We start from the raw sequence: 21,335 nt of genomic DNA, 5'->3' as shown, positions 1-21,335 counted from the left end.
TGGGCGGCGAATGAGGGGGAAAAGCCGGCAGACCGGCGTGGGCGTCGCCCGATGGCCGCCAAAAACGGCCATGTCGACGACGCGTCCCGCTACAATATGACCGCGCGGGTACCGGTACAAGCTAAGCGAATATCCCGGTATCGGATCTACCCGGCTTCGGCCGCCGCGCCGCTCGACTCGATTCGTCCGATTTACCCCACTCGACCATTTCGCCAACCATGACGACCACCGCTCAGCCCGCTGCCGCGGCGACACCGGCAACGGCACTGGAAGCCTCGCCGGCGCGCGCCCTCGGCGAGTTCATTCGCGCCCATCGCGAGCGGCTCACCCCGCAGGCGGTCGGCCTGCCGCCGGGCCCGCGGCGGCGCACGCCGGGGCTGCGCCGGGAGGAAGTCGCCCAAATGTGCGGCGTGAGTCCGACCTGGTACACATGGATCGAGCAAGGCCGTCCCGTCTCGGCCTCCGCCGATGCGCTCGCCCGCATCGCCGTGGCGCTGCGCTTGTCGCGCGCCGAACGCGCGTATCTATTCGAGTTGGCCGGGGAACGCGACCCGGCCGAACCCACGCCGGCGTCGAACGACGCGCCCGCCGCGCTGATCGCGACCGTGGGGCTGCTCGATGCGCCCGCCTATGTGCTCGATCGCCAATGGAACGCGCTCGCGTGGAACGCCCAAGCGGCCGAACTCTTCGTCGGCTGGCTCGATGGCCCGCCCGATGCCGCGCGCGAACGCAACTTGCTGCGCTTCACCTTCTGCGAGCCGGCGGCGCGCCAACTGATCGTCGATTGGGAAACCCGTGCGCGCCGCCTCGTGGCCGAGTTTCGCGCCGATTCGATCCGCCATTTGAGCGACGGCCCTACCCGGGCGCTGATCGACGCGCTCTCCGCCGCGAGCGACGAATTCGTGCAATTCTGGGCGTCCCAAGATGTCGGCGAACGCGAAGGCGGCAGCCGTGCGTTCGACCATCCGCGATACGGCCGCGTCGTCTACGATCAGATCACGCTGCGTCCCGCGCATCGCGAAGACCTGCTGCTCGTGGTCCTTGTGCGCGCGTAACCCGGGGCGCGGCCGCCATTACGCAGGCAGTAAGATAGCGCCCTAAACCCACGACGGCGCGAAAGCCGCCTTATGACCACATTGCCCAACGAACCCACGCCGCCCGCCCTTGCGGCTCTGCTCGAGCGCGTCGCGGCACGCGACGCCCGCGCGCTGCGCACGCTCTATGAGCTCACCAGCGCGAAACTGTTTGGCGTCGCGCTGCGTATATTGGTGAAGCGCGAGTGGGCGGAGGAAGCATTGCAAGAGTCGTTCGTCAACATCTGGCGCCATGCGGGCGATTATCGCGAGACGCTTGCGGCCCCGCTCACGTGGATGGCCGCGATCGTCCGCAATCGCTCGCTGGACTGCCTGCGCCGGCAAAAAGCCGTCGCAGCCGACGGCTCGGCGCTGCTCACCGAATGGAGCGACTCGTTCGACGAAGTCATCGCGGGCGACGAGCGCGATCCGGCCGATACGGCGCTTTTGTCCGAACAAGCGAAGCAGTTGGCCATTTGCCTCGCGCGGCTCGATGCGAGCCAGCGCCAAGCGGTCGCACTCGCGTACCTGCGCGATCAAAGCCACAGCGAGATCGCCGAGCAGCTATCGGTGCCGCTCGGCACGGTCAAGTCGTGGGTGCGCCGCGGGCTTGAAAAACTGAAGATTTGCATGGGGGGCAAGTGAGATGGACTTGCACCGGCATCCTGAATTGATCGACCGCCTCGCCGCCGAATATGCGCTCGGCGTGCTGCGCGGCGGCGCGCGCAAACGCTTCGAGGCGCTTGCGCGTGAAGATCGCCGCATCGGGGCGGCGGCCGAGAGCTGGCAAGCGCGCATCGCGGCGATGACGGAGCTGGCGCCCAGCGTGGCGCCGCCGGCGAGCGCGTGGGAAGGCGTCGAGCGCAGGCTCGGACTGAGCGCGGCCGGTGTTGCCGCGCCCGCGGCCGCGTGGGCAGCCGGCGCGCAAACCGCCCGCGGCCGCGCCCGATCGCGCTGGTTCGAATCGCTCGCGTTCTGGCGCGGCTGGTCGATCGGCGCGACGGGTCTGGCGCTCGCCTCCGCGGTCGCGCTTGCGGTAACGCTGCGACCGTTCGCACCGCAAGGCGCACCGGCCGAACAAACGGCACAAACGGAACAAACGACACAAACCGCGCCAACGACCGGACGAAGCGCCGCGAAGATCGAACGCGTGGCGTACGTCGCGGCGCTCGTGCCGCCCGATCAACCGAAGAGCGCGACGATGGCCTTCGTGATGTGGGACGACAAGAACGCGATGGCGAGCGTGCACCGGATGACCGGCGGCAACGCGCCGCCGCCCGGCAAGAGCGAGCAACTGTGGGGCGTCATGCGCGACGGCCGGATGGTCTCGCTCGGCATGCTGCCGGCCGGCGAGGTCGTTGCGATGAAGGTGCACGGCATGAACGCGTACGTGAAGCTGGCCGTTTCCGTCGAACCGATGGGCGGCTCGCGCCGCACCGACGGTCCGACCGGCCCAGTCGTCTGCGAGGGCGCATTGATGGCGACGGCTTGAAGCCGGTGGGCGGGTGGCCCGGGCGGCGGTGATAAAATCGAACGCTTATCGCCGTTTCGGCTTACCGCCAATCCGCTCATTTCCTCACCGCCCATCATCATGACGTCTCAACTGCACAAAAAAGGCGAAGCCTGGTCGGCTCGCTTCTCGGAGCCGATGTCCGAGCTCGTCAAGCGCTACACGTCGTCGGTTTTCTTCGACAAGCGCATGGCGCTCGTGGACATCGAAGGCTCGCTCGCGCACGCGAAGATGTTGGCCGCGCAAAAAATCATCGGTGCCGACGACCTCGCGGCGATCGAGCGCGGCATGGCGCAAATCAAGGGTGAAATCGAGCGCGGCGAATTCGTCTGGCAACTCGACCTCGAAGACGTCCACCTGAACATCGAGGCCCGTCTGACCGCGCTGATCGGCGACGCAGGCAAGCGTCTGCACACGGGCCGCTCGCGCAACGACCAGGTCGCCACGGACATCCGCTTGTGGCTGCGCGGCGAGATCGACCGCATCGGCGGGCTGATCAAGGATTTGCGCACGGCGCTCGTCGACTTGGCCGAGCAACACGCCGAAACGATCATGCCCGGCTTCACGCATTTGCAAGTGGCGCAGCCGGTAACGTTCGGCCATCACCTGCTGGCTTACGTCGAGATGTTCGGGCGCGACGGCGAGCGCATGCGCGATTGCCGCACGCGCGTGAACCGCTTGCCGCTCGGCGCGGCGGCGCTCGCGGGCACGAGCTACCCGATCGACCGGCACGCGGTCGCGCAGACGCTCGGCTTCGACGGGATCTGCGCCAATTCGCTCGATGCCGTGTCCGACCGCGACTTCGCGATCGAATTCACGGCGGCGGCCGCGCTCGTCATGACGCACGTCTCGCGTTTGTCGGAAGAACTCGTGCTGTGGATGAGCCCGCGCGTTGGGTTCATCGATCTGGCCGATCGCTTCTGCACGGGCTCGTCGATCATGCCGCAGAAGAAGAACCCCGACGTGCCCGAACTGGCGCGCGGCAAAACGGGCCGCGTGAACGGCCATTTGATGGGCCTGCTCACGTTGATGAAGGGCCAGCCGCTGGCCTACAACAAAGACAATCAGGAAGACAAAGAGCCGCTGTTCGATACGGTCGATACCGTGGCCGACACGCTGCGGATCTTCGCCGAATTGGTGGCCGGCATCACCGTCAAGCCCGAAGCGATGCGCGCGGCGGCGCTGCAAGGTTTTTCGACGGCGACCGATTTGGCCGACTATCTCGTCAAGCGCGGCCTGCCGTTCCGCGACGCGCATGAAGCGGTGGCCCATGCGGTGCGCATCTGCGTCGATCGCGGCTGCGATCTAGCCGATTTGACGCTGGAAGAAATGCGCGCCGAGTTGCCGAACGTCGCACACCTCATCGGCGAGGACGTGTTCGCTTATCTGACGCTGGAAGGTTCGGTGGCAAGCCGCAATCATCCTGGCGGCACGGCGCCGGAGCAAGTGCGCGCGGCGGTTCAAGCGGTGCGCAAGACGCTTTGAGCACCCGGCGCGGCGGTGGATCGAGAACCGAAGCCGTCGCGCCCAGCCAGCCGGCGCCGCCCCGCTCCCTCTCTCGTCAATCGCTTCCCACAGTCTCCGACAATCGCTTGATCGTCGCCACGCGTTCGCCGATCAAGTCCGCGCGTTCGGCCTCGGTGCCGAGCGGCGAGGTCGCATCGAAATACAACCACCATGCCCGCTGCGCGCGCATGAGCGTGGGCCGCGCGCGCGCCGGCAGTTTGTCGCGCAAAGCGCGCTCGTAGCGGCGCAAGTCGAACTGAGCGTGCTCGCAAGCGCCATCGCTGTTGCACGGACGCATGCGCTCCTCGTGCGCGCGCGCATCCTCGCTCTGTGAGCGCGGCGCGACCGGGCTCGACGCGGCCGGCGCGTCGGGGACGGAGCTGCCTCCGAAGGCCGCAACCGAAGCCGACGAAGCCCCGGACGCCGCCACCACGGCAGGCGCCGGCGGCGCGAAACGCGCCGCGGCATGACGCACGGCGAGCGCGCGATCGCGCACCGACTGCAGCAAAACGTTTGCTTGCGTAATCGTGTACGAACTGCCGCGCGTCGTCGCGAATACCGCGCGCAGTAGCGCCTGCTCCTCCGTGCGCCACGCGAGCCAGCGCGCTTGGCTCTGTGCCCAGCCGCGCTTTTGATCCTCGGGCGCATTCGCGGCGATCGAGCGCATCGCGCTATCGATCGCTTGCTGCCACGCGTCGCGCGCGGCCTCGATGCACTGGACCTGGCCCGGCGTGGACGAACGATCCGCGCGCGCCGAACAGTTCTGCATCGCCGTGTCGATCGGATCGGCGCGCGCCGCCTCGGCTCGCGCCGCGAGCGGTACGATCGAAAGCACTGCGAGCAGCGCGCATCGCAAGGCTCGAGCCCCGAACGCGCCGATGAAAAGGTTCGGCTTGGACATTGTCAAATGCGTACGCAGTCGACGAAATATTCGGTACGCCCGCCCGACGTTTCCGCCACGAGGCCGTGAATATCGGTCGAGAAACCCGGAAAGCGCTCGTTGAACTCGCGCGCGAACCGCAGGTAGTTGACGATCGTCTTGTTGAAGCGCTCGCCCGGAATCAACAGCGGAATGCCCGGGGGATACGGCGTCAGCAAGATGCTCGTCACTCGACCCTCGAGTTCGTCGATGGGCACGCGATCGATCTCGCGGTGCGCGAGCTTGGCGAACGCCTCGGACGGCTTCATCGCGGGCTCCATATTCGACAGATACATCTCCGTCGTCAGTCGCGCGATATCGTTCGCGCGATAGACGCTATGGATCGCCTGGCACAGATCGCGCAAGCCCATGCGCTCGTAGGCCGGATGCTGAGCGACGAACTCGGGCAATACGCGCCACAGCGGCTGATTCGAGTCGTAATCGTCCTTGAACTGCTGCAGCTCGGTCACCATCGAGTTCCACCGGCCCTTCGTGATGCCGATCGTGAACATGATGAAGAACGAGTAGAGCCCCGTCTTTTCGACGATGATGCCGTGCTCGGCCAGATATTTCGTGACGATCGCGGCCGGGATGCCCGTCTCGCCGAAATCGCCGGCCATGTCGAGTCCCGGCGTGACGATCGTCGCCTTGATCGGATCGAGCATGTTGAAACCGTCGGCCAGCGGGCCGAACCCGTGCCACTGGTCGTCGGCGTGCAAGATCCAGTCATCGCGCGAGCCGATACCTTCGTCGGCCAGCGCTTCGGGGCCCCACACTTGGAAGAACCAGTCCTCGCCATACTCGGCGTCGACCTTACGCATCGCGCGGCGGAAATCGAGCGCCTCGGCGATCGATTCCTCGACGAGCGCGGTGCCGCCGGGCGGCTCCATCATGGCCGCCGCCACATCGCACGAGGCGATGATGGCGTACTGCGGGCTCGTGGACGTATGCATCAAATACGCTTCGTTGAAGCGATGCCGGTCGAATACGCCGTGCTCGGAGTCTTGCACGACGATCTGCGAGGCCTGCGAAATACCGGCGAGCAGCTTGTGCGTCGAGTGCGTCGCGAACACGAGCGCGCCCGTGCGCGGCCGTCCCGCGCCGATCGCATGCATGTCTTGATAGAACGGGTGAAATTCGGCGTGCGGCAGCCACGCTTCGTCGAAGTGCAGCGTATCGAGAAAGTCGCCCAGCAGATCCTTGATCATCTCGACGTTGTAGACGACGCCGTCATAGGTGCTCTGCGTGATCGTCAGGATGCGCGGCTTCAGATTCGGATTGTTTTCGAGCGCCTCGCGAGCGAACGGGTTCGCCAAGATCTTCTTGCGAATGTTCTCGGGCTTGAACTCGTCGCGCGGAATCGGGCCGATGATGCCGAAGTTGTTGCGCGTGGGCGTAAGGAACACCGGAATGGCGCCCGTCATCGTGATGGCGTGCAGGATCGATTTATGGCAATTGCGATCGACGACGACGATATCGCCAGGCGCAACCGTCGCATGCCAAACGATCTTGTTCGACGTCGAGGTGCCGTTCGTCACGAAGAACAGGTGGTCGGCGCTGAAGATGCGCGCGGCATTGCGCTCCGAGGCGGCCACCGGACCGATGTGATCGAGCAGTTGGCCGAGCTCGTCCACGGCGTTGCACACGTCGGCTCGCAGCATGTTCTCACCGAAGAACTGGTGGAACATCTGGCCGAGCGGGCTCTTCAAGAACGCCACGCCGCCCGAGTGCCCCGGGCAGTGCCACGAGTACGAACCTTCGTCGGCGTATTTGACGAGTTCCTTGAAGAACGGCGGCGAGAGCGAATCGAGGTAGACCTTCGCCTCGCGCACGATATGGCGCGCGACGAACTCGGGCGTGTCCTCGAACATGTGAATGAAACCGTGCAGCTCGCGCAGAATATCGTTCGGCAGATGGCGCGAGGTGCGCGTCTCGCCGTACAGGAAGATCGGGATGTCGGCGTTGCGGCGGCGCACCTCGGTGACGAACGCGCGCAACTCGAGAATGGCCGTGGCGAGCTCGGGCAGCTCGCCATCCGGTCCCGTTTCTCCGAGCATCAACTCGTCGTCGTCCAGCGACAAAATGAAGCACGACGCGCGGCTCGACTGCTGCGCGAACGAGGTCAAATCGCCGTAGCTCGTCAGGCCGAGCACTTCCACGCCCTCACCTTCGATCGCCTCCGCGAGCGCGCGGATGCCCGAGCCCGAGATGTTCTCGGAGCGAAAATCTTCGTCGATGATGACGACGGGGAAACGAAACTTCATGGACGAATCTCCAAAAACAAGGACCGCGGGCACGGGGTCATCGCATCCCACGTGCCAGCGGCCGCTCTCGGTGCCTAGGCGCTAATCAAACAAACCCTAGAGTCTCTACGCGTTACGCGTCCGTTGTATGACGGCGGCGAACGCTACGTCTTGGGCAGCGTGACGCCGTGCTGCCCTTGGTATTTCCCGCCGCGATCCGCGTACGACACCTCGCACACCTCGTCGCTCTCGAAGAACAGGACCTGCGCCACGCCTTCGTTCGCGTAGATCTTGGCCGGCAGCGGCGTCGTATTCGAGAACTCGAGCGTCACGTAGCCCTCCCATTCGGGCTCGAACGGGGTCACGTTGACGATGATCCCGCAGCGCGCATACGTGGATTTGCCCAAACAAACCGTCAGCACGTTGCGAGGAATGCGGAAGTATTCGACCGTGCGCGCGAGCGCGAACGAATTCGGCGGAATGATGCAAACGTCGCCTTTGAAGTCGACGAACGACTTTTCGTCGAAGTTCTTCGGATCGACGATCGTCGAATTGATATTCGTGAAAATCTTGAATTCGTCGGCGCAACGGATGTCGTAGCCGTAACTGGACGTGCCGTAGCTCACGAGCTTACGGCCGTCGTCGCCCAGGCGTACCTGACCCGGCGCGAACGGCTCGATCATGTTGTGCTGTTCGGCCATGCGCCGAATCCACTTGTCGGATTTTATGGTCATAAAAAGACGCTGAATAAGCGGAGTTACTGCCGGATCGCGCCGCACGCGAGCGCCGTGCCGACGCCGCGATCGGGGAATGCCGGATCGCTGGGTTCGCGCGCGACGAGCACCGAACGGCCGATAACGGAGCGCACCCCGTCGAGCGACACTTCCGTCGCCACGACGAAACCCGCGGCGACGCCTGTCGCGTCCGCATGAATGTTGCCGAGATCCCCGGCGCGCCGCACCCCGGTCTTGAGCCGATCGGCGGCCGGCGCGAACACGGCGCCCGCACTCGAGCCGTCGGCCGCATTGCAATCGCCGCGCTCGTGCACTTGCAGCGCGTGATCGCTATTGGGCGGCAGACCGACCAGGTTGTACGTCACTTGCACACCGTCCGCGCGTTCGATGAACGTGACGGTGCCCCGCGCCGCATTGCCGACCGTGGGCAACACCTGCGCGTCCGCGCGTTTTTCGTGGGGGCCGAAGAAGGCGGCGCAGCCGCCGAGCGCCGTACTCGCCAGCACCAGGGAGGCGATCACCACGCTCGGACGGCGGGCGCGCCGCCAGCCGGATGTTTCTCTCATGCGATCCTCATGCCGGCGCCCGGCGCCACTGGCGCCGCCGAGCCGGACTCAAGCGAAGGCGACATGATACCGCGACGCGCGCCGCGCAAGCACGATTGAGGCCGTGAACCGCGGCAATCGGGCCGAGCGGCCGCGCACGCGGCGTGCCGGTTGGGCGGGAACGCGCTTTCACGTGTCCTGAACGACGATGGTCGGGAACTTCGCGCTCATGTCACGGGCGCGCTCGGCGATGCGGATCGCGACCTTGCGGGCAATCGCACGGTAGCTTTCGGCGATGGGGCTCAGCGGATCGGCCACGACGCTCGGATGACCGCCGTCCGCCTGCTCGCGAATGCCGATATCGAGCGGCAGGCTGCCCAGCAACTCGGCCCCGTATTCCTTGGCCATCCGCTCGCCGCCGCCCTCGCCGAAGATATGTTCGGCGTGCCCGCAGTTCGAGCAGATGTGGATGCTCATGTTCTCGACCAACCCGAGAATCGGCACGCCGACCTTCTCGAACATCTTGAGCCCCTTCTTGGCGTCGATCAGCGCGATGTCCTGCGGCGTCGTGACGATGACCGCGCCCGTGAGGGGCACGCGCTGCGCGAGCGTGAGCTGGATGTCGCCGGTGCCGGGCGGCATATCGACGATCAGGTAATCGAGCTCGCCCCAGCGCGTTTGACGCAGCAACTGCTCGAGCGCCGACGTGGCCATCGGGCCGCGCCAGACCATCGGATTGTCTTGATCGACGAGAAAGCCGATCGAATTGGCCTCCACGCCATGGCCTTTCATCGGGTTCATCGATTGCCCGTCGGGCGACTCGGGCCGGCCTTCGATACCGAGCATCATCGGCAGCGACGGACCGTAGATGTCGGCATCCAAGATGCCGACGGCCGCGCCTTCGCTCGCGAGCGCAAGCGCCAGGTTCACGGCCGTCGTACTCTTGCCGACGCCGCCCTTGCCCGAGGCCACCGCCACGATGTTCTTCACGTTCGGCAGGAGTTTGACGCCCGGCTGTACCGTATGCGCGACGATCGACTGCGACACCGTGACCTGGGCGCGCTCGACGCCCGGCACCTTCGAAAGGGCCGCTTCGACGAGCGAGCGCAACGTGTCGAATTGGCTCTTCGCGGGATAGCCGAGCACGATCTCGACGCTCACGGCGGCGCCGTCGATCGCGACGCTTTTGACGCCCTTGCCGCTTGTCACGGGCTTGCCCGTGTTCGGATCGGTGACGGCCGCAAGTGCGGCGTCGACCAAGGCCCGATCAATGCTCATCGATTCGACTCCAAGGGGAGGATGCACGCGGCGCCACGCGCGCACGCAAGCGCGATGCGCTTGGAACACGTGGCCAAACCGCGGAAAAGTGAAAGAAAGTGTTGCGCACCATTGCCAAAGCGCAAGCCAACGGGCAATTTCGCCCAGCGGCAAGCAAACGCAGTGCCGATCAGCACTCGTAGGCACTATTGTAGTGGTTAGCGGGGGCGCGCGCCTCGCCTCGGTAAAGGTGGGGGCCCGCTTGCCGGTTTCGTCGCCGCATCGCGCGCGCGACCGTTTTCGAGAGAGGACACCAACATGAACGCAAAAATCGTCACCCGTCTCACCGTTTTGGCCATTGCCGGCTCGATACTCGCCGGCTGCGCCACGCAGCAGCAAACCAATACGGCCACCGGTACCGGGATCGGGGCCGCGCTCGGCGCCGGGATCGGCGCGCTGGCCGGCGGCGGCAAGGGTGCCGCGATCGGCGCCGGCGTCGGCGCCTTGGCCGGGGGCGTAACGGGCTACAACTGGCAGACCATTCACAACAAGCTCTCGGGCGCCTCCAAGGGTACCGGCACCCAAATCACCGAGCAGCCGGACGGCTCGCTCAAGCTGAACATTCCGAGCAACGTGACGTTCGCCACCGACAGCTACCAGATCAACCCGCAGTTGTACGCGACGCTGAACGAGCTGGCCACGCAGATGAATCAAAACCCGCAGGTGGTCGCGCAAATCCGCGGGTACACGGACAGCACGGGCAGCGCCGGGCATAACCAGACGCTGTCGGTCAACCGGGCCCAAAGCGTGGCGACGTATCTGACGCAGCACGGCGTGCAGCCGAACCGTTTGGAGGCGCAGGGTTTCGGCTCGAGCAATCCGATCGGGGACAACAACACAGCGGCCGGCCGGGAGCAAAACCGCCGGGTCGAGATCTACCTGCGCGCCATGGCGCAGCCGGGCTGAGCAGCGGCCGAACGAAAGAAGGGACTGCCCGCCCGGGCCGGTGCGGCAACGCACGCCCGGGTGAAGCGAAAACCGTGACGGAAGCGGCCTAGAAGCCGGCGGTAAACGTTCCGAAAAAATTTTTCGAACTCGCCGGCAATTCGCTTGTCTGTATATTCGGTACGTGGCTGGCCAACGCCGCTGCGTCACCATTCTCCTCTTGTCGTTGTTGCTCCGGGGCCGAACGCCCCGGTTTTTTTTGCCTACCGCCGCCCGGCGGCGCCGGAAATTTCTTAACTCGTGGCGCGTCGCGGCCCATGCCGGCGGAAATTCGGCGCACATCCTCGGGTTCCCGCGGCGTTTCCGACGCGCAGGGCCGGTTCGCCTCGATGAGCGCCGGCATCCGTGCCTGGTAAAATCGTCGCTTTCCCTCAAGCAGCACACCTTCCCATACGCACATGACCGTATCCGCCCCTCATTTAGCCGCGCAAGCCGGCACGGGCGCCGCCCGCCGCCGCATTCTCGTGACGTCCGCTTTGCCCTACGCGAACGGACAGATCCACCTCGGCCACCTGGTCGAGTTCATCCAGACGGACGTCTGGGTGCGCGCAATGCGAATGCACGGGCATGAGGTCTACTACGTCGGCGCCGACGATACGCACGGCACGCCGATCATGCTGAGCGCCGAGAAGGAAGGCATTACGCCCAAGCAACTGATCGAGCGCGTCTGGCGCGAGCACACGCGCGACCTCGGCAACTTCCTGATTTCGTTCGACAACTACTACACGACCGATTCGGAAGAAAACAAGACGCTGTGCGAGACGATCTACGGCAAGCTTGAGCAAGCGGGCTTCATCGACGCGCGCGAGATCGAGCAGGCGTACGACCCCGTCAAGGAAATGTTCCTGCCGGACCGCTTCATCAAGGGCGAATGCCCGAAGTGCGGCGCGAAGGACCAATACGGCGATAGCTGCGAGGTATGCGGCTCGACCTACCAGCCGACCGATCTCGTCAACCCGTATTCGGCGATTTCGGGCGCGACGCCCGTGCGCCGCAAGTCCACGCACTACTTCTTCCGGCTGTCCGATACGCGCTGCGAGAACTTCCTGCGCGAATGGGTGAGCAAACTGGCACAGCCCGAGGCCACGAACAAGATGCGCGAATGGCTCGGCGAAGCCGGCGAAGCGAAGCTCGGCGATTGGGACATCTCGCGCGACGCCCCCTACTTCGGCTTCGAGATTCCCGGCGCGCCCGGCAAGTACTTCTACGTCTGGCTCGACGCGCCGGTGGGGTACTACGCGAGTTTCAAGAATCTCGCGGCCAAGCGCGGCCTCGATTTCGAAGAATGGATCAAGCCCGGCACCGGTACGGAGCAATACCATTTCATCGGTAAGGACATTCTGTATTTCCATACGCTGTTCTGGCCGGCCATGCTCGAATTCGCCGGCTACCGTACGCCGACGAACGTGTTCGCACACGGCTTCCTGACCGTGGACGGCGCGAAGATGTCGAAATCGCGCGGCACGTTCATCACGGCGAACAGCTATATCGAAACCGGCCTGAATCCCGAGTGGCTGCGCTACTACTTCGCCGCGAAGCTGAACGCGACGATGGAAGATCTCGATCTGAATCTCGACGACTTCCTCGCCCGCGTAAACAGCGACGTGGTGGGCAAGTACGTGAATATCGCGAGCCGCGCGGCGGGCTTTTTGATCAAGCGCTTCGACGGCCGCGTGCAAGACAGCGCGATGCACCATCCGCTGCTCGCGACGCTGCGCGCGGCGATCCCGCAAATCGCGGCGCACTTCGAAGCGCGCGAATACAGCCGAGCCGTCCGGCAGACGATGGAGTCGGCCGACGCCGTGAACGCCTATGTCGATGCGGCCAAGCCGTGGGATCAAGCGAAGGATCCGGCCAATGCCGCTTTGCTGCACGAAACGGTCAGCGTGAGCCTCGAAGCGTTCCGCTTGCTCTCGATCGCGCTCAAGCCCGTGTTGCCGGCGCTCGCCGCCAAGGTGGAAGCGTTCCTCGGCGTCGCCCCGCTTACCTGGGCCGATGCCGGTACGCCGCTCTCGTCGGCCCAGCCGATCAACGCGTATCAGCATTTGATGACCCGCATCGACGCCAAGCAGATCGAAGCGCTCGTCGCCGCCAATCGCGGCTCGTTGCAAGCGGCCGAAACGGGTGCCGCCGCTGCCGCCGCCGACGCCGCGAGCAAGACGAAGCAGAAGGCGGCCGCCCCCGCGGCCGAAGCGCAAAGCGAAACGATCTCGATCGACGATTTCGCCAAGATCGATTTGCGCGTCGCGCTGATCGTCGATTGCAAGGCCGTCGAAGGCTCGGACAAGCTCTTGCAACTGACGCTCGAGGTGGGCGAGGAAAAAACGCGCAACGTCTTCTCGGGCATCAAGTCGGCCTATCGCCCCGAGGATCTCGTGGGCAAGCTGACCGTGATGGTCGCCAATCTCGCACCGCGCAAAATGAAGTTCGGCATGTCCGAGGGGATGGTGCTCGCGGCGTCGAGCGCGAACGAGAAGGCCGAGCCGGGCCTCTACATCCTCGAGCCGCATAGCGGCGCGAAGCCCGGCATGCGCGTACGCTAAGCGACGCGGGCCGGCGGGCGCGCTTGGCGCGCTCGCCAGTTTGCCCGCATCATTGGGCGAAGAGCGCTTCCACTCCCGCGCCGTCCCCGTAGGCGCCGAACGCCAGCGTGCGGCGGCCCACCGGGCGCATACCGGGCCCGGGCAAGCAACTGAACCTCACGCAAATCGCCTCCGACTCCGAGGACGACTCCTTGATCCCCGGCCGCAATACCTTGCGTACGTACTCCTGCAATGTCCCGATAACCGACGCGAAATTGCCCGCGTTTTGCATGGACGGCCCGGCAGCCGTCCACGTCGCCGTACTCGCAACGGTCAGTGCCGTGTCGTTGTAGGGCGTGACCTTGCGATACCGCTCCGCCGGCGCGTAACGTGAGATCCCCATGTAGATATGCGGTAGTTCGGCCACCGTGTTCTCGATGCCGCTCGCGGCGTGAGTCCGGAAAAAAGCGAGCACTTGCGAACGGCTACCGATGACGACGAGCGGCTTGCGGCCCTCGCCGGTCTCGGAGAGCTGAAACCAGCCCCGGCTGTTCTTGATCGCCTTTCGCAGTACGCCCCGATCCTCCACCAGCGAACCGCCCTTGCCGAGCTTCACCTCCGATACCGGCCAGCGCCACATGGATACGGTCGTCATTGCACAACTCCTTCGAGTGAATCGAGCGCAAATCAGACCACGTTACGCATCCCTCGCGCATGGGCATTTTTCGCAATTGTTCCAAACGGCCCTTACCGCCGCCATCGGTCGAAGCGGCGGGTGTAGTTGACATCCACGCCTTGGAAGGTGCCGGTATAAACGAGCACCGACCAGAAGCGCGAGAGGTTCACCGTCGCCTTGAACGCATTGCTGGCCGATTGAAGCCCCTGCTCGTAGCCGAGCACGAGCCGATCGTTGATCGCCTTCGAAAGCATGACGACTTGCGAATCCGTTAGCCCGACGTCGCTGCGCCCGACCGAGAACTCGTCGAGCCCGAACGTTTGCGCCACGCGTTTGCCCGTCGCGCTGCCGAGCAACGCGAGCGCGGTCGTCATCGAGCTTTGCTGACTGAGGTTGTTGCCCTGGTCCGTGCCATGGCCGAACAACAGCCACGAGAGCTTTTCGTTGTCGGCGACGTTCGGTTCGGAGACCAGCTTCACGATGTGTGTACGCACCGTGCCCGTCACTTGCACACCGGCTTCCACCTCCTGATTGCGGCGCATCGCGAGAATGTTGACGCCGGGATTCGCTACCGGACCGTTGAACGTGAAATAGCCGTTTTCGATCGCAAGCTTGCGGCCGAAGGAGGTATAGGTCGAGCCTTCGGTCACCCGCACGTTGCCGATCGCGCGCAGCGGTTGATTCGGCGCGGAGAGCACAGTCACCGTGCCGCGCAACCCGAGATCGGCGCCTTGGCCGCGGAAACGGAAGTCGCGCCCCAAATCGATGTCCACGCTCGCACGCGGAGCGAAACGGCCGACGGGCTTGTTGGTCGGCTCGGCCGGCTGCGGCGAGCCCCGGACGAAACCGTGGTCCCGCACGATCACGACGTCGTCCGACAGGCGCGGCGCGCTCTGCTCCGGCAAATCGAACAGCGCATGATCGACGGTGAATTTGCCGTTGATGTCGAGTCCGCCGGCCGCGCCGCCGTTCGCGACCGTCGCGCTACCGGACAGCGAGAGCTGGCGATCGGGCGCCGCGAACAGTTCGAGCTTGTCGGCCACGATGCTCGCCGTCAGATCGGGCTCGGCGCTATCGAGCCGGATTCGCCCGGTGGCGCGGATCGTCCCCTCGCCGCCGTGGAATTCGACGCGTTGCAAATCCACGAGATTCTCGGTCAGCGCGACGCGCACGATACCGTCTTTCAACTGAATCCCTTGGTCGACGAGCGTCGCCGAGAGATCGTCGCCGACGAGGGCGCCCGAGATCGCCGGCTTCGCTTTGGTCCCGCCCGCGACGAGGTTGAGCGCGAGGTGGCCGTCCAGAACGTAGCTCGGGCCGAACAGCCCGCCCGTCGCCTTCAACGCCGGAACGTCCAGCGCGAGCTTGCCGGTCAAGGGCGCATCGTCGGCGAGGCCGAGCAAGCCGCCTCGCGCCGGATCGGGGGTGAGCCCCACGCCGACGTTCGCATCGAGCGTGCCGACGCGATTGGCCGCCGCATGCACCGACGCCACCGCGCGTGCGCCGTTCAGTTCGACGCGCGCCGCGAGGGCCGTGACGCCGAACGAAGCGGTGCCGTAGCCCGTCGAAAGCGTCGCATCGCCGCTACGGCGTTCGATCCGCGCATACCCGCTCGCCGTGCGGCCGAGCGTAAAGTCCCAATCGGCCGCGAGCACGAGATCGCTCGATACGCGCGAGGGCTGACCCGTCAGCATTTGGCGGACCGCGATGAGCCGCGCGATCGACAGATTCGACGCGCTGCCGGCCGAACGGATCGCCCCATGGTCGTAGGCGAGCGACTTGATATCGAGTGTCGCCCCCTCGACGGTCAGCCGCGTCGGCCCCAGCGTCACGTGCTCGCTAGCGGCCGACACGGCCACCGGCGCCTGCAATTCGAGGCCGGGCAAGCCGCGGTTGGTCAAGCGCGCGAGCACGCCGTCCCAGCGCGGGCCGGTGCGCGTGTCGGTCAATGCCCCCGTGCCGGCAAGCGCCATGTCGATGGGCCGGCCGCGCACCGATCCCTTCGCCTGCGCGTCGAACGCGTGCTTCCCGCGCGTGCCCGTCACATGAGCGGCCAGCGTCGTCAAATCGACGGGGCCCGCATGGACGTCGCGCGCGTCCGTCGTGAATTCGAGTGCCCCGGTCGCGCCGTCGCGAACCCGCGCGCTACCGGTTGCCGTGCCGATACGGTTCGCGCCGATCGACACCCCGCGGGCATCGTAGCGCAGCGTCACATCGGGATGGGCCAACGAGCCGGTCAAGTCACCGTCCGCGAGCACCGTGCCCGCCACCCCGAAGCCGAGCCGGTCGAGCCGCTGCGCATCCACGTGAAAACGCAGCCGGTCGCCCGGGCCGCCGAAGCTGCCATGCAGTGCGACGTCGTTGCCCGCGATCGATAGCGTGGCGTCGCTCGGCAGCAAGCGCGCCCCCACGAGTTGGACCGTGCCTTGGCCCGTCAGCGGAAAGCCGTCGTAGACGCTGTCGCCGAGTTCGAAGCGCAGTTTCGTCGAGAGCGGCTGGGCGAGCGTGCCTACGGCGCTCAAACGCCCCGTTACACGCGCTTCGGGCAACTTCGACGGCGCGCGCGCCGCTTTCGCGGAAGCGGCCCCCGCAGAATGCACCGCCGGCAACTCGGCCGCGAGCACCCGCCGCGGATCGAAGTTCGTCAGCACCGCGCCGAGGTCGTAGCTCGACGATGCGTCGTGCGCCAATGCGCCTTTCAGTTCGAGACGGCCGTCGCCCGCATCGATGCGCACCTCGTGCAGCGCGATGCGGCCGCGTTCGAACGCCACATGCGCCCGTGCGCGAAGACGCGCGCCCGCATCGGCCAGGTCGAGCGACAGCGACTGCGCCGGCCCGTCGAGGGTGACCGCGATGGGCCCGGACAGCGACGTCGATCGCGCGTACGGCGTGATCGTCGCCAAGTCGAGCGCGCGAACGCTCAGATTCAGCTGTCCGCGCCCGCCCGCGAAGGTCCCGCTTCCCGTGAGCGTCGCGCCGCGTACGAGTTGCACCGCCAAATGGTCGAGCCGCTGCTCGCGCGCGTCTAGATGCACGTCGGCGCTTGCTTGGACGAGCGGCAAGCGCTGCTCGTCGAGCAACCCGGGCTTGGCGTTGACGATCGCGATGGGCCCCGCGACCACGAGCGGCCCGGCGCCGGGCACCGGCGCGAGCGTCGCCTTCAGCGAGAGATCGGCCTGCGGCGCGCCCGCGCTGAGTACGCGCGGGTCGACGTGATCGAACGCGATCGTCGCTCGCTTTAGCGGCACGGCCGCGAACGGCATGGCTTCGACATGGGCGCGTCCGGCGAGCTTCATCCCGCTGGCCGTCACATCGGCAGCCAGCGCTTCGAGCGTACCGGATAGGCGCGCTTGCAGTTCGACCGGCGTGCCGCCCGGCGCACCCGATGCGCTCAGCGTGCCCGCGAGCGGGAACGGGCGCGCCCCGCCGAGCGAAAGCTGCGCCGCCAGCGCCCCGTAGGCCGTGTCGAGCCCGTCGATCGACAGCGTGTGGTGCAGGCCGTCGCTGCGTCCGTGCGCGCGTAACCGATCGATCTCGGTCGTCGCCGCGCCGTTGCGCACGAGCAGCTTGTCGACTGCCAGCGCGCGCAGGTCCAATTCGATCGGCAAGCGCAACTGCGCCGGCAGCCGCAGCGGCGCCGTGCTTTTCGAGGGCCCGAGCCGGGCGTCGATCGTCCCCGCCCGCAGCTCGTCCACCGTGAAGCGCCACGGCGCGCGCGTGAGCGCCCAGCGTCCCGCCAAGCGATCGATGCGGATATCGGTCGGCGGTGCGCCGGCCGCCCCCGCCTGCTCGTGCCAGCGCACGTTCGCCAAGCGCACGCCGCGCGCGAGCGTCCCGCCTTCGAACGTCCCCGCGAGCCGCGAGCCCGTCGCCGCGACGGCCGCCCGCCAAACGAGCCGCGTACCGGGCTCGGTGGCGATCGCGCCGTACAGTGCGGCGGCGATGCCGGCGACCAGCAATAGGAACGCGAGCGCTGTCCATATCAGTGCGCGCAGCACCCGCCGTGCGGGCGGCGGCGCATCGGGCTCGCGCGGCCCCGGCCCCGCCGGCGCGCCCGCGCCGCCAGCCCCGGCTGCGGCAACGCCGTCGGCTGGCTCGTCGGTGGTAGGCGGCGATTCGTGCGTCATGCGTCGTGGTCCATACGTTTATCCAGTCCCCTAGGCTCAGAACGCGATGCCTAGCGTCAGATACGGCCGTACGCTGTGATTGCGCGTGCCGTACGCCAAATCGACGTTGATCGGGCCGACCGGGCTGCGCCAGCGCACGCCCACGCCCAGGCCCGGATAGAAGACGCGCTCGCCCCAGGTATCCGTTGCCGTGCCGATGTCGTAGAAGGCGGCCGCGCCCCAATCGTGCGTGAACCAATGCTGGAACTCTGCCGTGGCCGTGACGAGGTACTTCGTCGGCAGCACCGAACCGTCGACGGAATTGCCGATGCTCTGAAACCCGTAGCCGCGCACCGAGTTCGAGCCGCCCGCGCGGAACAGCAGCGAGGCCGGAATCCCGCTCGAGCTGCCGCTCGTGAACACGCCGCCCAACTCGGCCCGCACCAGGAACAGATCGCGTTTGAAGAGCGGCACGTACTGCTCGCCGCGGGCGTAGCCGCGCACGAAGGTTTGATCCGTCGCGATGCCTTTGACCGCAAAGCCCGTCTCGACATGGAGAAGATTGCCCTTGCGCGGAAACAGCGGATCGTCGACGTTGCGGCGCGTCCATGACCACTGCGGCACGAGCGCGTGGCTCGTCGTCGGTCCTGCCGCGTTTTGGTCGAGCCGGTCGGCGTAGTACTGAAGTGAATAGTTGTAGTCGATGAACTGCGCCGTGCGCGTCCGCTGCAAGCCGGCGCGCGCGCTATAGATGCGCGTGCCGGACACCTGCGTGTTCGTGTAGGAAGCCAGCGCGCTGTTGACCCAGCCGCGCTGGCCCGGCGGCATCGACAGTTGGATCTGGCCATACTGCTGAATCTGATCGAGCCGGCCCTGCACGGACAGCGGCCAGGCGGCACCGAAGGTATCGAGATACGTGTAGGAGCCTTGCACGTGAGCGCCCGTATCGGTCGCATAGCCGACGCCGCCGCGCACGCTGTTGTACGGATACTCGCTCACCTTCACATGGATGGGCGTGTCGTTGGGGTGCGCGACATCGCTGCCCACGTCGATCGCCACGCTCGCGTAATACGGCGTGTTCTGTAGCTGGCGTTGCAGCTCGGCGATCCGCTCGGCGTCGTAGACCTCGCCCACCGCCAGCGGGTTGACGTTCGTGACGATGCGCCCCGGGTAGCGCCGCACGCCCGATACATCGAGCGGCCCGAGCGTAAAGGTCGGTCCGCTCGCGAACGCCACCGTGAGCGCGGCCTGCCGCGTATGCGGATCGATCAGCGCTTGCGAGTGAGCGATCTTGGCGCCGAGATAGCGGCGCGCCTGCAGGGCCTTGAGCGCGGCGTCCTTCGCGTCGCTCCAGCCCGCCTGCGTGAAGGGGTCGCCCGTATGCAGCGAAAACGCGAAGCGCGCGGCATTCTCGCGCGTCGGCTCCTCGGTTCGGACGGGGCCGTCGAAGCTCAGCTCGACCGAGGAGACCATCGTGCGCGGCCCCGGATCGACGTGCACGATCACGGCTCGTTTGCCCGCGCCGGCCGCGCGCACGTCGGTGCGCACGATCGGCGAAAAATAGCCGTCGGTCGCCGCCAGGTCGCGCACCTGCTGCGGCGCGGCCGTCACGAGGAATTCGAACTGGTCGTCGGTCACGTCGCTGCGCGCGGCGAAGCGAGCGAGATCGAGATGCTTTTCCAGGAGCTTGCGCATCGAGCGCGGGGCATCGATGGAGATGTCGTATTTGGCCGCCGCCGGCATCGACGCCAATGCGATGGCGAACCCGCACACGAGAGACGGCCACCGCGCCCGAGCGCGCTGCGCGGTTCGGCGGCGCGAACCCCGCGCGGCGCAAGACGAAGCGATCACGGCTCCCCGCAAACAAGACCTCCTCAGATTGAACGACGCCCGGCCTCGGGCAAACCACCGACGAAAGCGACCATTTGACCATAACCGCCGAGCATCGAGCCATGGAGCGAACGGTATTGCGCCCAATCGCCGGCACGGCGCGCGCCGCACGAAGCGATTCGCGTGCCCGCCTTCGACGCCGAAAGACGCCGCGGTGTTCCGCCCCGGCGGCATGCGGTAAAATCGCGGTTTGTTCGAGGCGGCACGTCTGTCGCCCTGTCCCTATTTTCAGGATGACCGAATCATGTTGTATCAATCGGATATCACGCAGTTCATCAATCAGCTCAAGGATCAAAAACCGACGTTGGAAGACGAACAGCGCCGCGGCCGTGCGCTGCTTTGGGACAAGCAGCCGATCGACCTCGACGAGCGTTCGGCCCAGCAGCTCTCGCGCGTGAAGCAAACCCCGTACGTGTACTACCAGAACTTCTAAACGTGGCCGCCGCCGACGAAGGGCAGCGCACGGGGGCGCCCGATGCGGCGCTGACCGCACCCGCAACCGACACCACGCCCGACACCGTCGACGGCATCGCGTTCGCGCGCCTGTACGGCGAACCGCTGTTCAAGCTGCCGCAGGATCTGTACATCCCGCCCGACGCGCTCGAGGTCTTCCTCGAAACGTTCGAAGGTCCGCTCGATCTGTTGCTTTACCTGATCCGCAAGCAGAACTTCAACGTGCTCGACATCCCGATGGCGGACGTGACGGCGCAGTACCTCGGCTACGTGGAGCAGTTGCGCAAGACGAACCTCGAATTGGCATCCGAGTACCTGCTGATGGCCGCGATGCTGATCGAGATCAAGTCGCGCATGCTGCTGCCGGTCAAGAAGGCCGATACGGGCGAAGAGCCCGAGGATCCGCGGGCGGAACTCGTGCGGCGCTTGCTCGAATACGAGCGCATGAAGCTCGCCGCACAGCGGCTCGACCAACTGCCGCAGCTCGGGCGCGATTTTTTGCGCGCCGAAGTCTACATCGAGCAAAGCATGGCGCCGCGGTTTCCCGACGTGGCGATGGACGATCTGCGCGCGGCTTGGTCCGACGTGCTCAAACGCGCCAAGCTCGTGCAGCATCACAAGATCTCGCGCGAGGAGCTATCGGTGCGCGAGCACATGAGCATGATCTTGCGCCGTCTGCAAAACGCGCGCTTCGTCGAATTCTCCGAACTGTTCGACGTCACGCGCGGCGTGCCGGTCGTCGTCGTGAACTTCATCGCGATGCTCGAATTGGCGCGCGAATCGTTGATCGAAATCACGCAGCCCGAGCCGTTCGCCCCGATTTACGTCCGTCTCGCGTATCTGCCCGCCTAGCGCGAGCGCCGCGCACACTCGCCCCGCTCATCGAACGACCGTCT

17 protein-coding genes are annotated in these 21,335 nt (G+C 66.2%); 8 read left to right on the top strand and 9 right to left on the bottom strand.

Annotated features, from left to right (window positions below):
* Nucleotides 1-218: 218 nt before the first annotated feature.
* The 4 genes from C0Z18_RS29900 to argH all read left to right on the top strand — a co-directional run bounded on the left by C0Z18_RS29900 (nucleotide 219) and on the right by argH (nucleotide 4,068).
* Complete coding sequence (locus C0Z18_RS29900; protein ID WP_102649063.1) at nucleotides 219-1,055, top strand: helix-turn-helix transcriptional regulator; 837 nt, start codon at nucleotides 219-221, stop codon at nucleotides 1,053-1,055.
* 72 nt (nucleotides 1,056-1,127) lie between these two features.
* Nucleotides 1,128-1,718: a sigma-70 family RNA polymerase sigma factor gene (locus C0Z18_RS29895; protein ID WP_102649062.1), complete on the top strand. Its 591-nt coding sequence runs from the start codon at nucleotides 1,128-1,130 to the stop codon at nucleotides 1,716-1,718.
* A gap of 1 nt (nucleotide 1,719) precedes the next feature.
* A complete protein-coding gene (locus C0Z18_RS29890; protein ID WP_102649061.1) occupies nucleotides 1,720-2,565 on the top strand; it encodes an anti-sigma factor in 846 nt (281 codons plus the stop codon).
* A 99-nt stretch (nucleotides 2,566-2,664) separates the two neighbouring features.
* Nucleotides 2,665-4,068, top strand: a complete 1,404-nt coding sequence (argH, locus tag C0Z18_RS29885) for an argininosuccinate lyase (RefSeq protein ID WP_102649060.1) — start codon at nucleotides 2,665-2,667, stop codon at nucleotides 4,066-4,068.
* Nucleotides 4,069-4,144: 76 nt separating this feature from the next.
* On the opposite strand, the gene C0Z18_RS29880 is transcribed toward argH, so the two are convergent.
* The 5 genes from C0Z18_RS29880 to apbC form a co-directional block, all read right to left on the bottom strand.
* On the bottom strand, nucleotides 4,145-4,990 hold the full coding sequence (locus tag C0Z18_RS29880; protein ID WP_102649059.1) for a lysozyme inhibitor LprI family protein: 846 nt from the start codon (nucleotides 4,988-4,990) through the stop codon (nucleotides 4,145-4,147).
* Between the two features lie 2 nt (nucleotides 4,991-4,992).
* Entirely contained in the window at nucleotides 4,993-7,272 is a 2,280-nt protein-coding gene (locus C0Z18_RS29875; RefSeq protein WP_102649058.1) for an arginine/lysine/ornithine decarboxylase, read from the bottom strand.
* Nucleotides 7,273-7,415: 143 nt separating this feature from the next.
* Nucleotides 7,416-7,985 (bottom strand): dCTP deaminase, encoded by a 570-nt coding sequence (gene dcd, locus C0Z18_RS29870; RefSeq protein ID WP_102649057.1) that lies wholly within the window; start codon nucleotides 7,983-7,985, stop codon nucleotides 7,416-7,418.
* Nucleotides 7,986-8,008: 23 nt separating this feature from the next.
* The gene (locus C0Z18_RS29865; RefSeq protein ID WP_102649056.1) at nucleotides 8,009-8,551 is read right to left on the bottom strand and encodes a superoxide dismutase family protein; all 543 of its coding nucleotides are present in this window, start codon (nucleotides 8,549-8,551) and stop codon (nucleotides 8,009-8,011) included.
* 168 nt (nucleotides 8,552-8,719) lie between these two features.
* Entirely contained in the window at nucleotides 8,720-9,808 is a 1,089-nt protein-coding gene (gene apbC, locus C0Z18_RS29860; protein ID WP_102649084.1) for an iron-sulfur cluster carrier protein ApbC, read from the bottom strand.
* A 297-nt stretch (nucleotides 9,809-10,105) separates the two neighbouring features.
* Between apbC and C0Z18_RS29855 the strand changes: the two genes are divergently transcribed.
* Nucleotides 10,106-10,753, top strand: coding sequence for an OmpA family protein (locus tag C0Z18_RS29855; protein ID WP_102649055.1), 648 nt, complete (start codon nucleotides 10,106-10,108; stop codon nucleotides 10,751-10,753).
* Nucleotides 10,754-10,841: 88 nt separating this feature from the next.
* On the opposite strand, the gene C0Z18_RS29850 is transcribed toward C0Z18_RS29855, so the two are convergent.
* Nucleotides 10,842-11,192 carry a hypothetical protein gene (locus C0Z18_RS29850; RefSeq protein ID WP_146014129.1) on the bottom strand — a complete coding sequence of 117 codons (351 nt, stop codon included), beginning with the start codon at nucleotides 11,190-11,192 and terminating at the stop codon, nucleotides 10,842-10,844.
* On the opposite strand from C0Z18_RS29850, the gene metG reads away from it, so the two are divergent.
* Nucleotides 11,191-13,335, top strand: a complete 2,145-nt coding sequence (metG, locus tag C0Z18_RS29845) for a methionine--tRNA ligase (RefSeq protein WP_102649053.1) — start codon at nucleotides 11,191-11,193, stop codon at nucleotides 13,333-13,335. The two genes, C0Z18_RS29850 and metG, sit on opposite strands and share 2 nt — an antisense overlap.
* A gap of 49 nt (nucleotides 13,336-13,384) precedes the next feature.
* Here the strand turns inward: metG and C0Z18_RS29840 are convergent, their stop codons facing one another.
* The 3 genes from C0Z18_RS29840 to C0Z18_RS29830 all read right to left on the bottom strand — a co-directional run bounded on the left by C0Z18_RS29840 (nucleotide 13,385) and on the right by C0Z18_RS29830 (nucleotide 19,959).
* Nucleotides 13,385-13,969, bottom strand: a complete 585-nt coding sequence (locus tag C0Z18_RS29840) for a hypothetical protein (protein WP_102649052.1) — start codon at nucleotides 13,967-13,969, stop codon at nucleotides 13,385-13,387.
* Between the two features lie 92 nt (nucleotides 13,970-14,061).
* Nucleotides 14,062-18,117 carry a translocation/assembly module TamB domain-containing protein gene (locus C0Z18_RS29835; RefSeq protein WP_102649051.1) on the bottom strand — a complete coding sequence of 1,352 codons (4,056 nt, stop codon included), beginning with the start codon at nucleotides 18,115-18,117 and terminating at the stop codon, nucleotides 14,062-14,064.
* A gap of 36 nt (nucleotides 18,118-18,153) precedes the next feature.
* Nucleotides 18,154-19,959 (bottom strand): autotransporter assembly complex protein TamA, encoded by a 1,806-nt coding sequence (locus tag C0Z18_RS29830; RefSeq protein WP_408647162.1) that lies wholly within the window; start codon nucleotides 19,957-19,959, stop codon nucleotides 18,154-18,156.
* 271 nt (nucleotides 19,960-20,230) lie between these two features.
* Here C0Z18_RS29830 and C0Z18_RS29825 point away from each other — a divergent pair, with 271 nt between their 5' ends.
* Together C0Z18_RS29825 and C0Z18_RS29820 are read left to right on the top strand one after the other, a co-directional pair.
* Complete coding sequence (locus tag C0Z18_RS29825) at nucleotides 20,231-20,419, top strand: DUF3460 family protein (protein ID WP_102649083.1); 189 nt, start codon at nucleotides 20,231-20,233, stop codon at nucleotides 20,417-20,419.
* 2 nt (nucleotides 20,420-20,421) lie between these two features.
* Nucleotides 20,422-21,291, top strand: coding sequence for a segregation and condensation protein A (locus C0Z18_RS29820; protein WP_102649049.1), 870 nt, complete (start codon nucleotides 20,422-20,424; stop codon nucleotides 21,289-21,291).
* The last annotated feature ends 44 nt before the right edge of the window (nucleotides 21,292-21,335 follow it).

It is taken from the genome of Trinickia dabaoshanensis (genome assembly GCF_002879885.1).
GTDB classification, from domain to species: domain Bacteria; phylum Pseudomonadota; class Gammaproteobacteria; order Burkholderiales; family Burkholderiaceae; genus Trinickia; species Trinickia dabaoshanensis.
The sequence above is the reverse complement of the archived record's forward strand: the minus strand, read 5'-3'. Positions and strand labels throughout refer to the sequence as shown.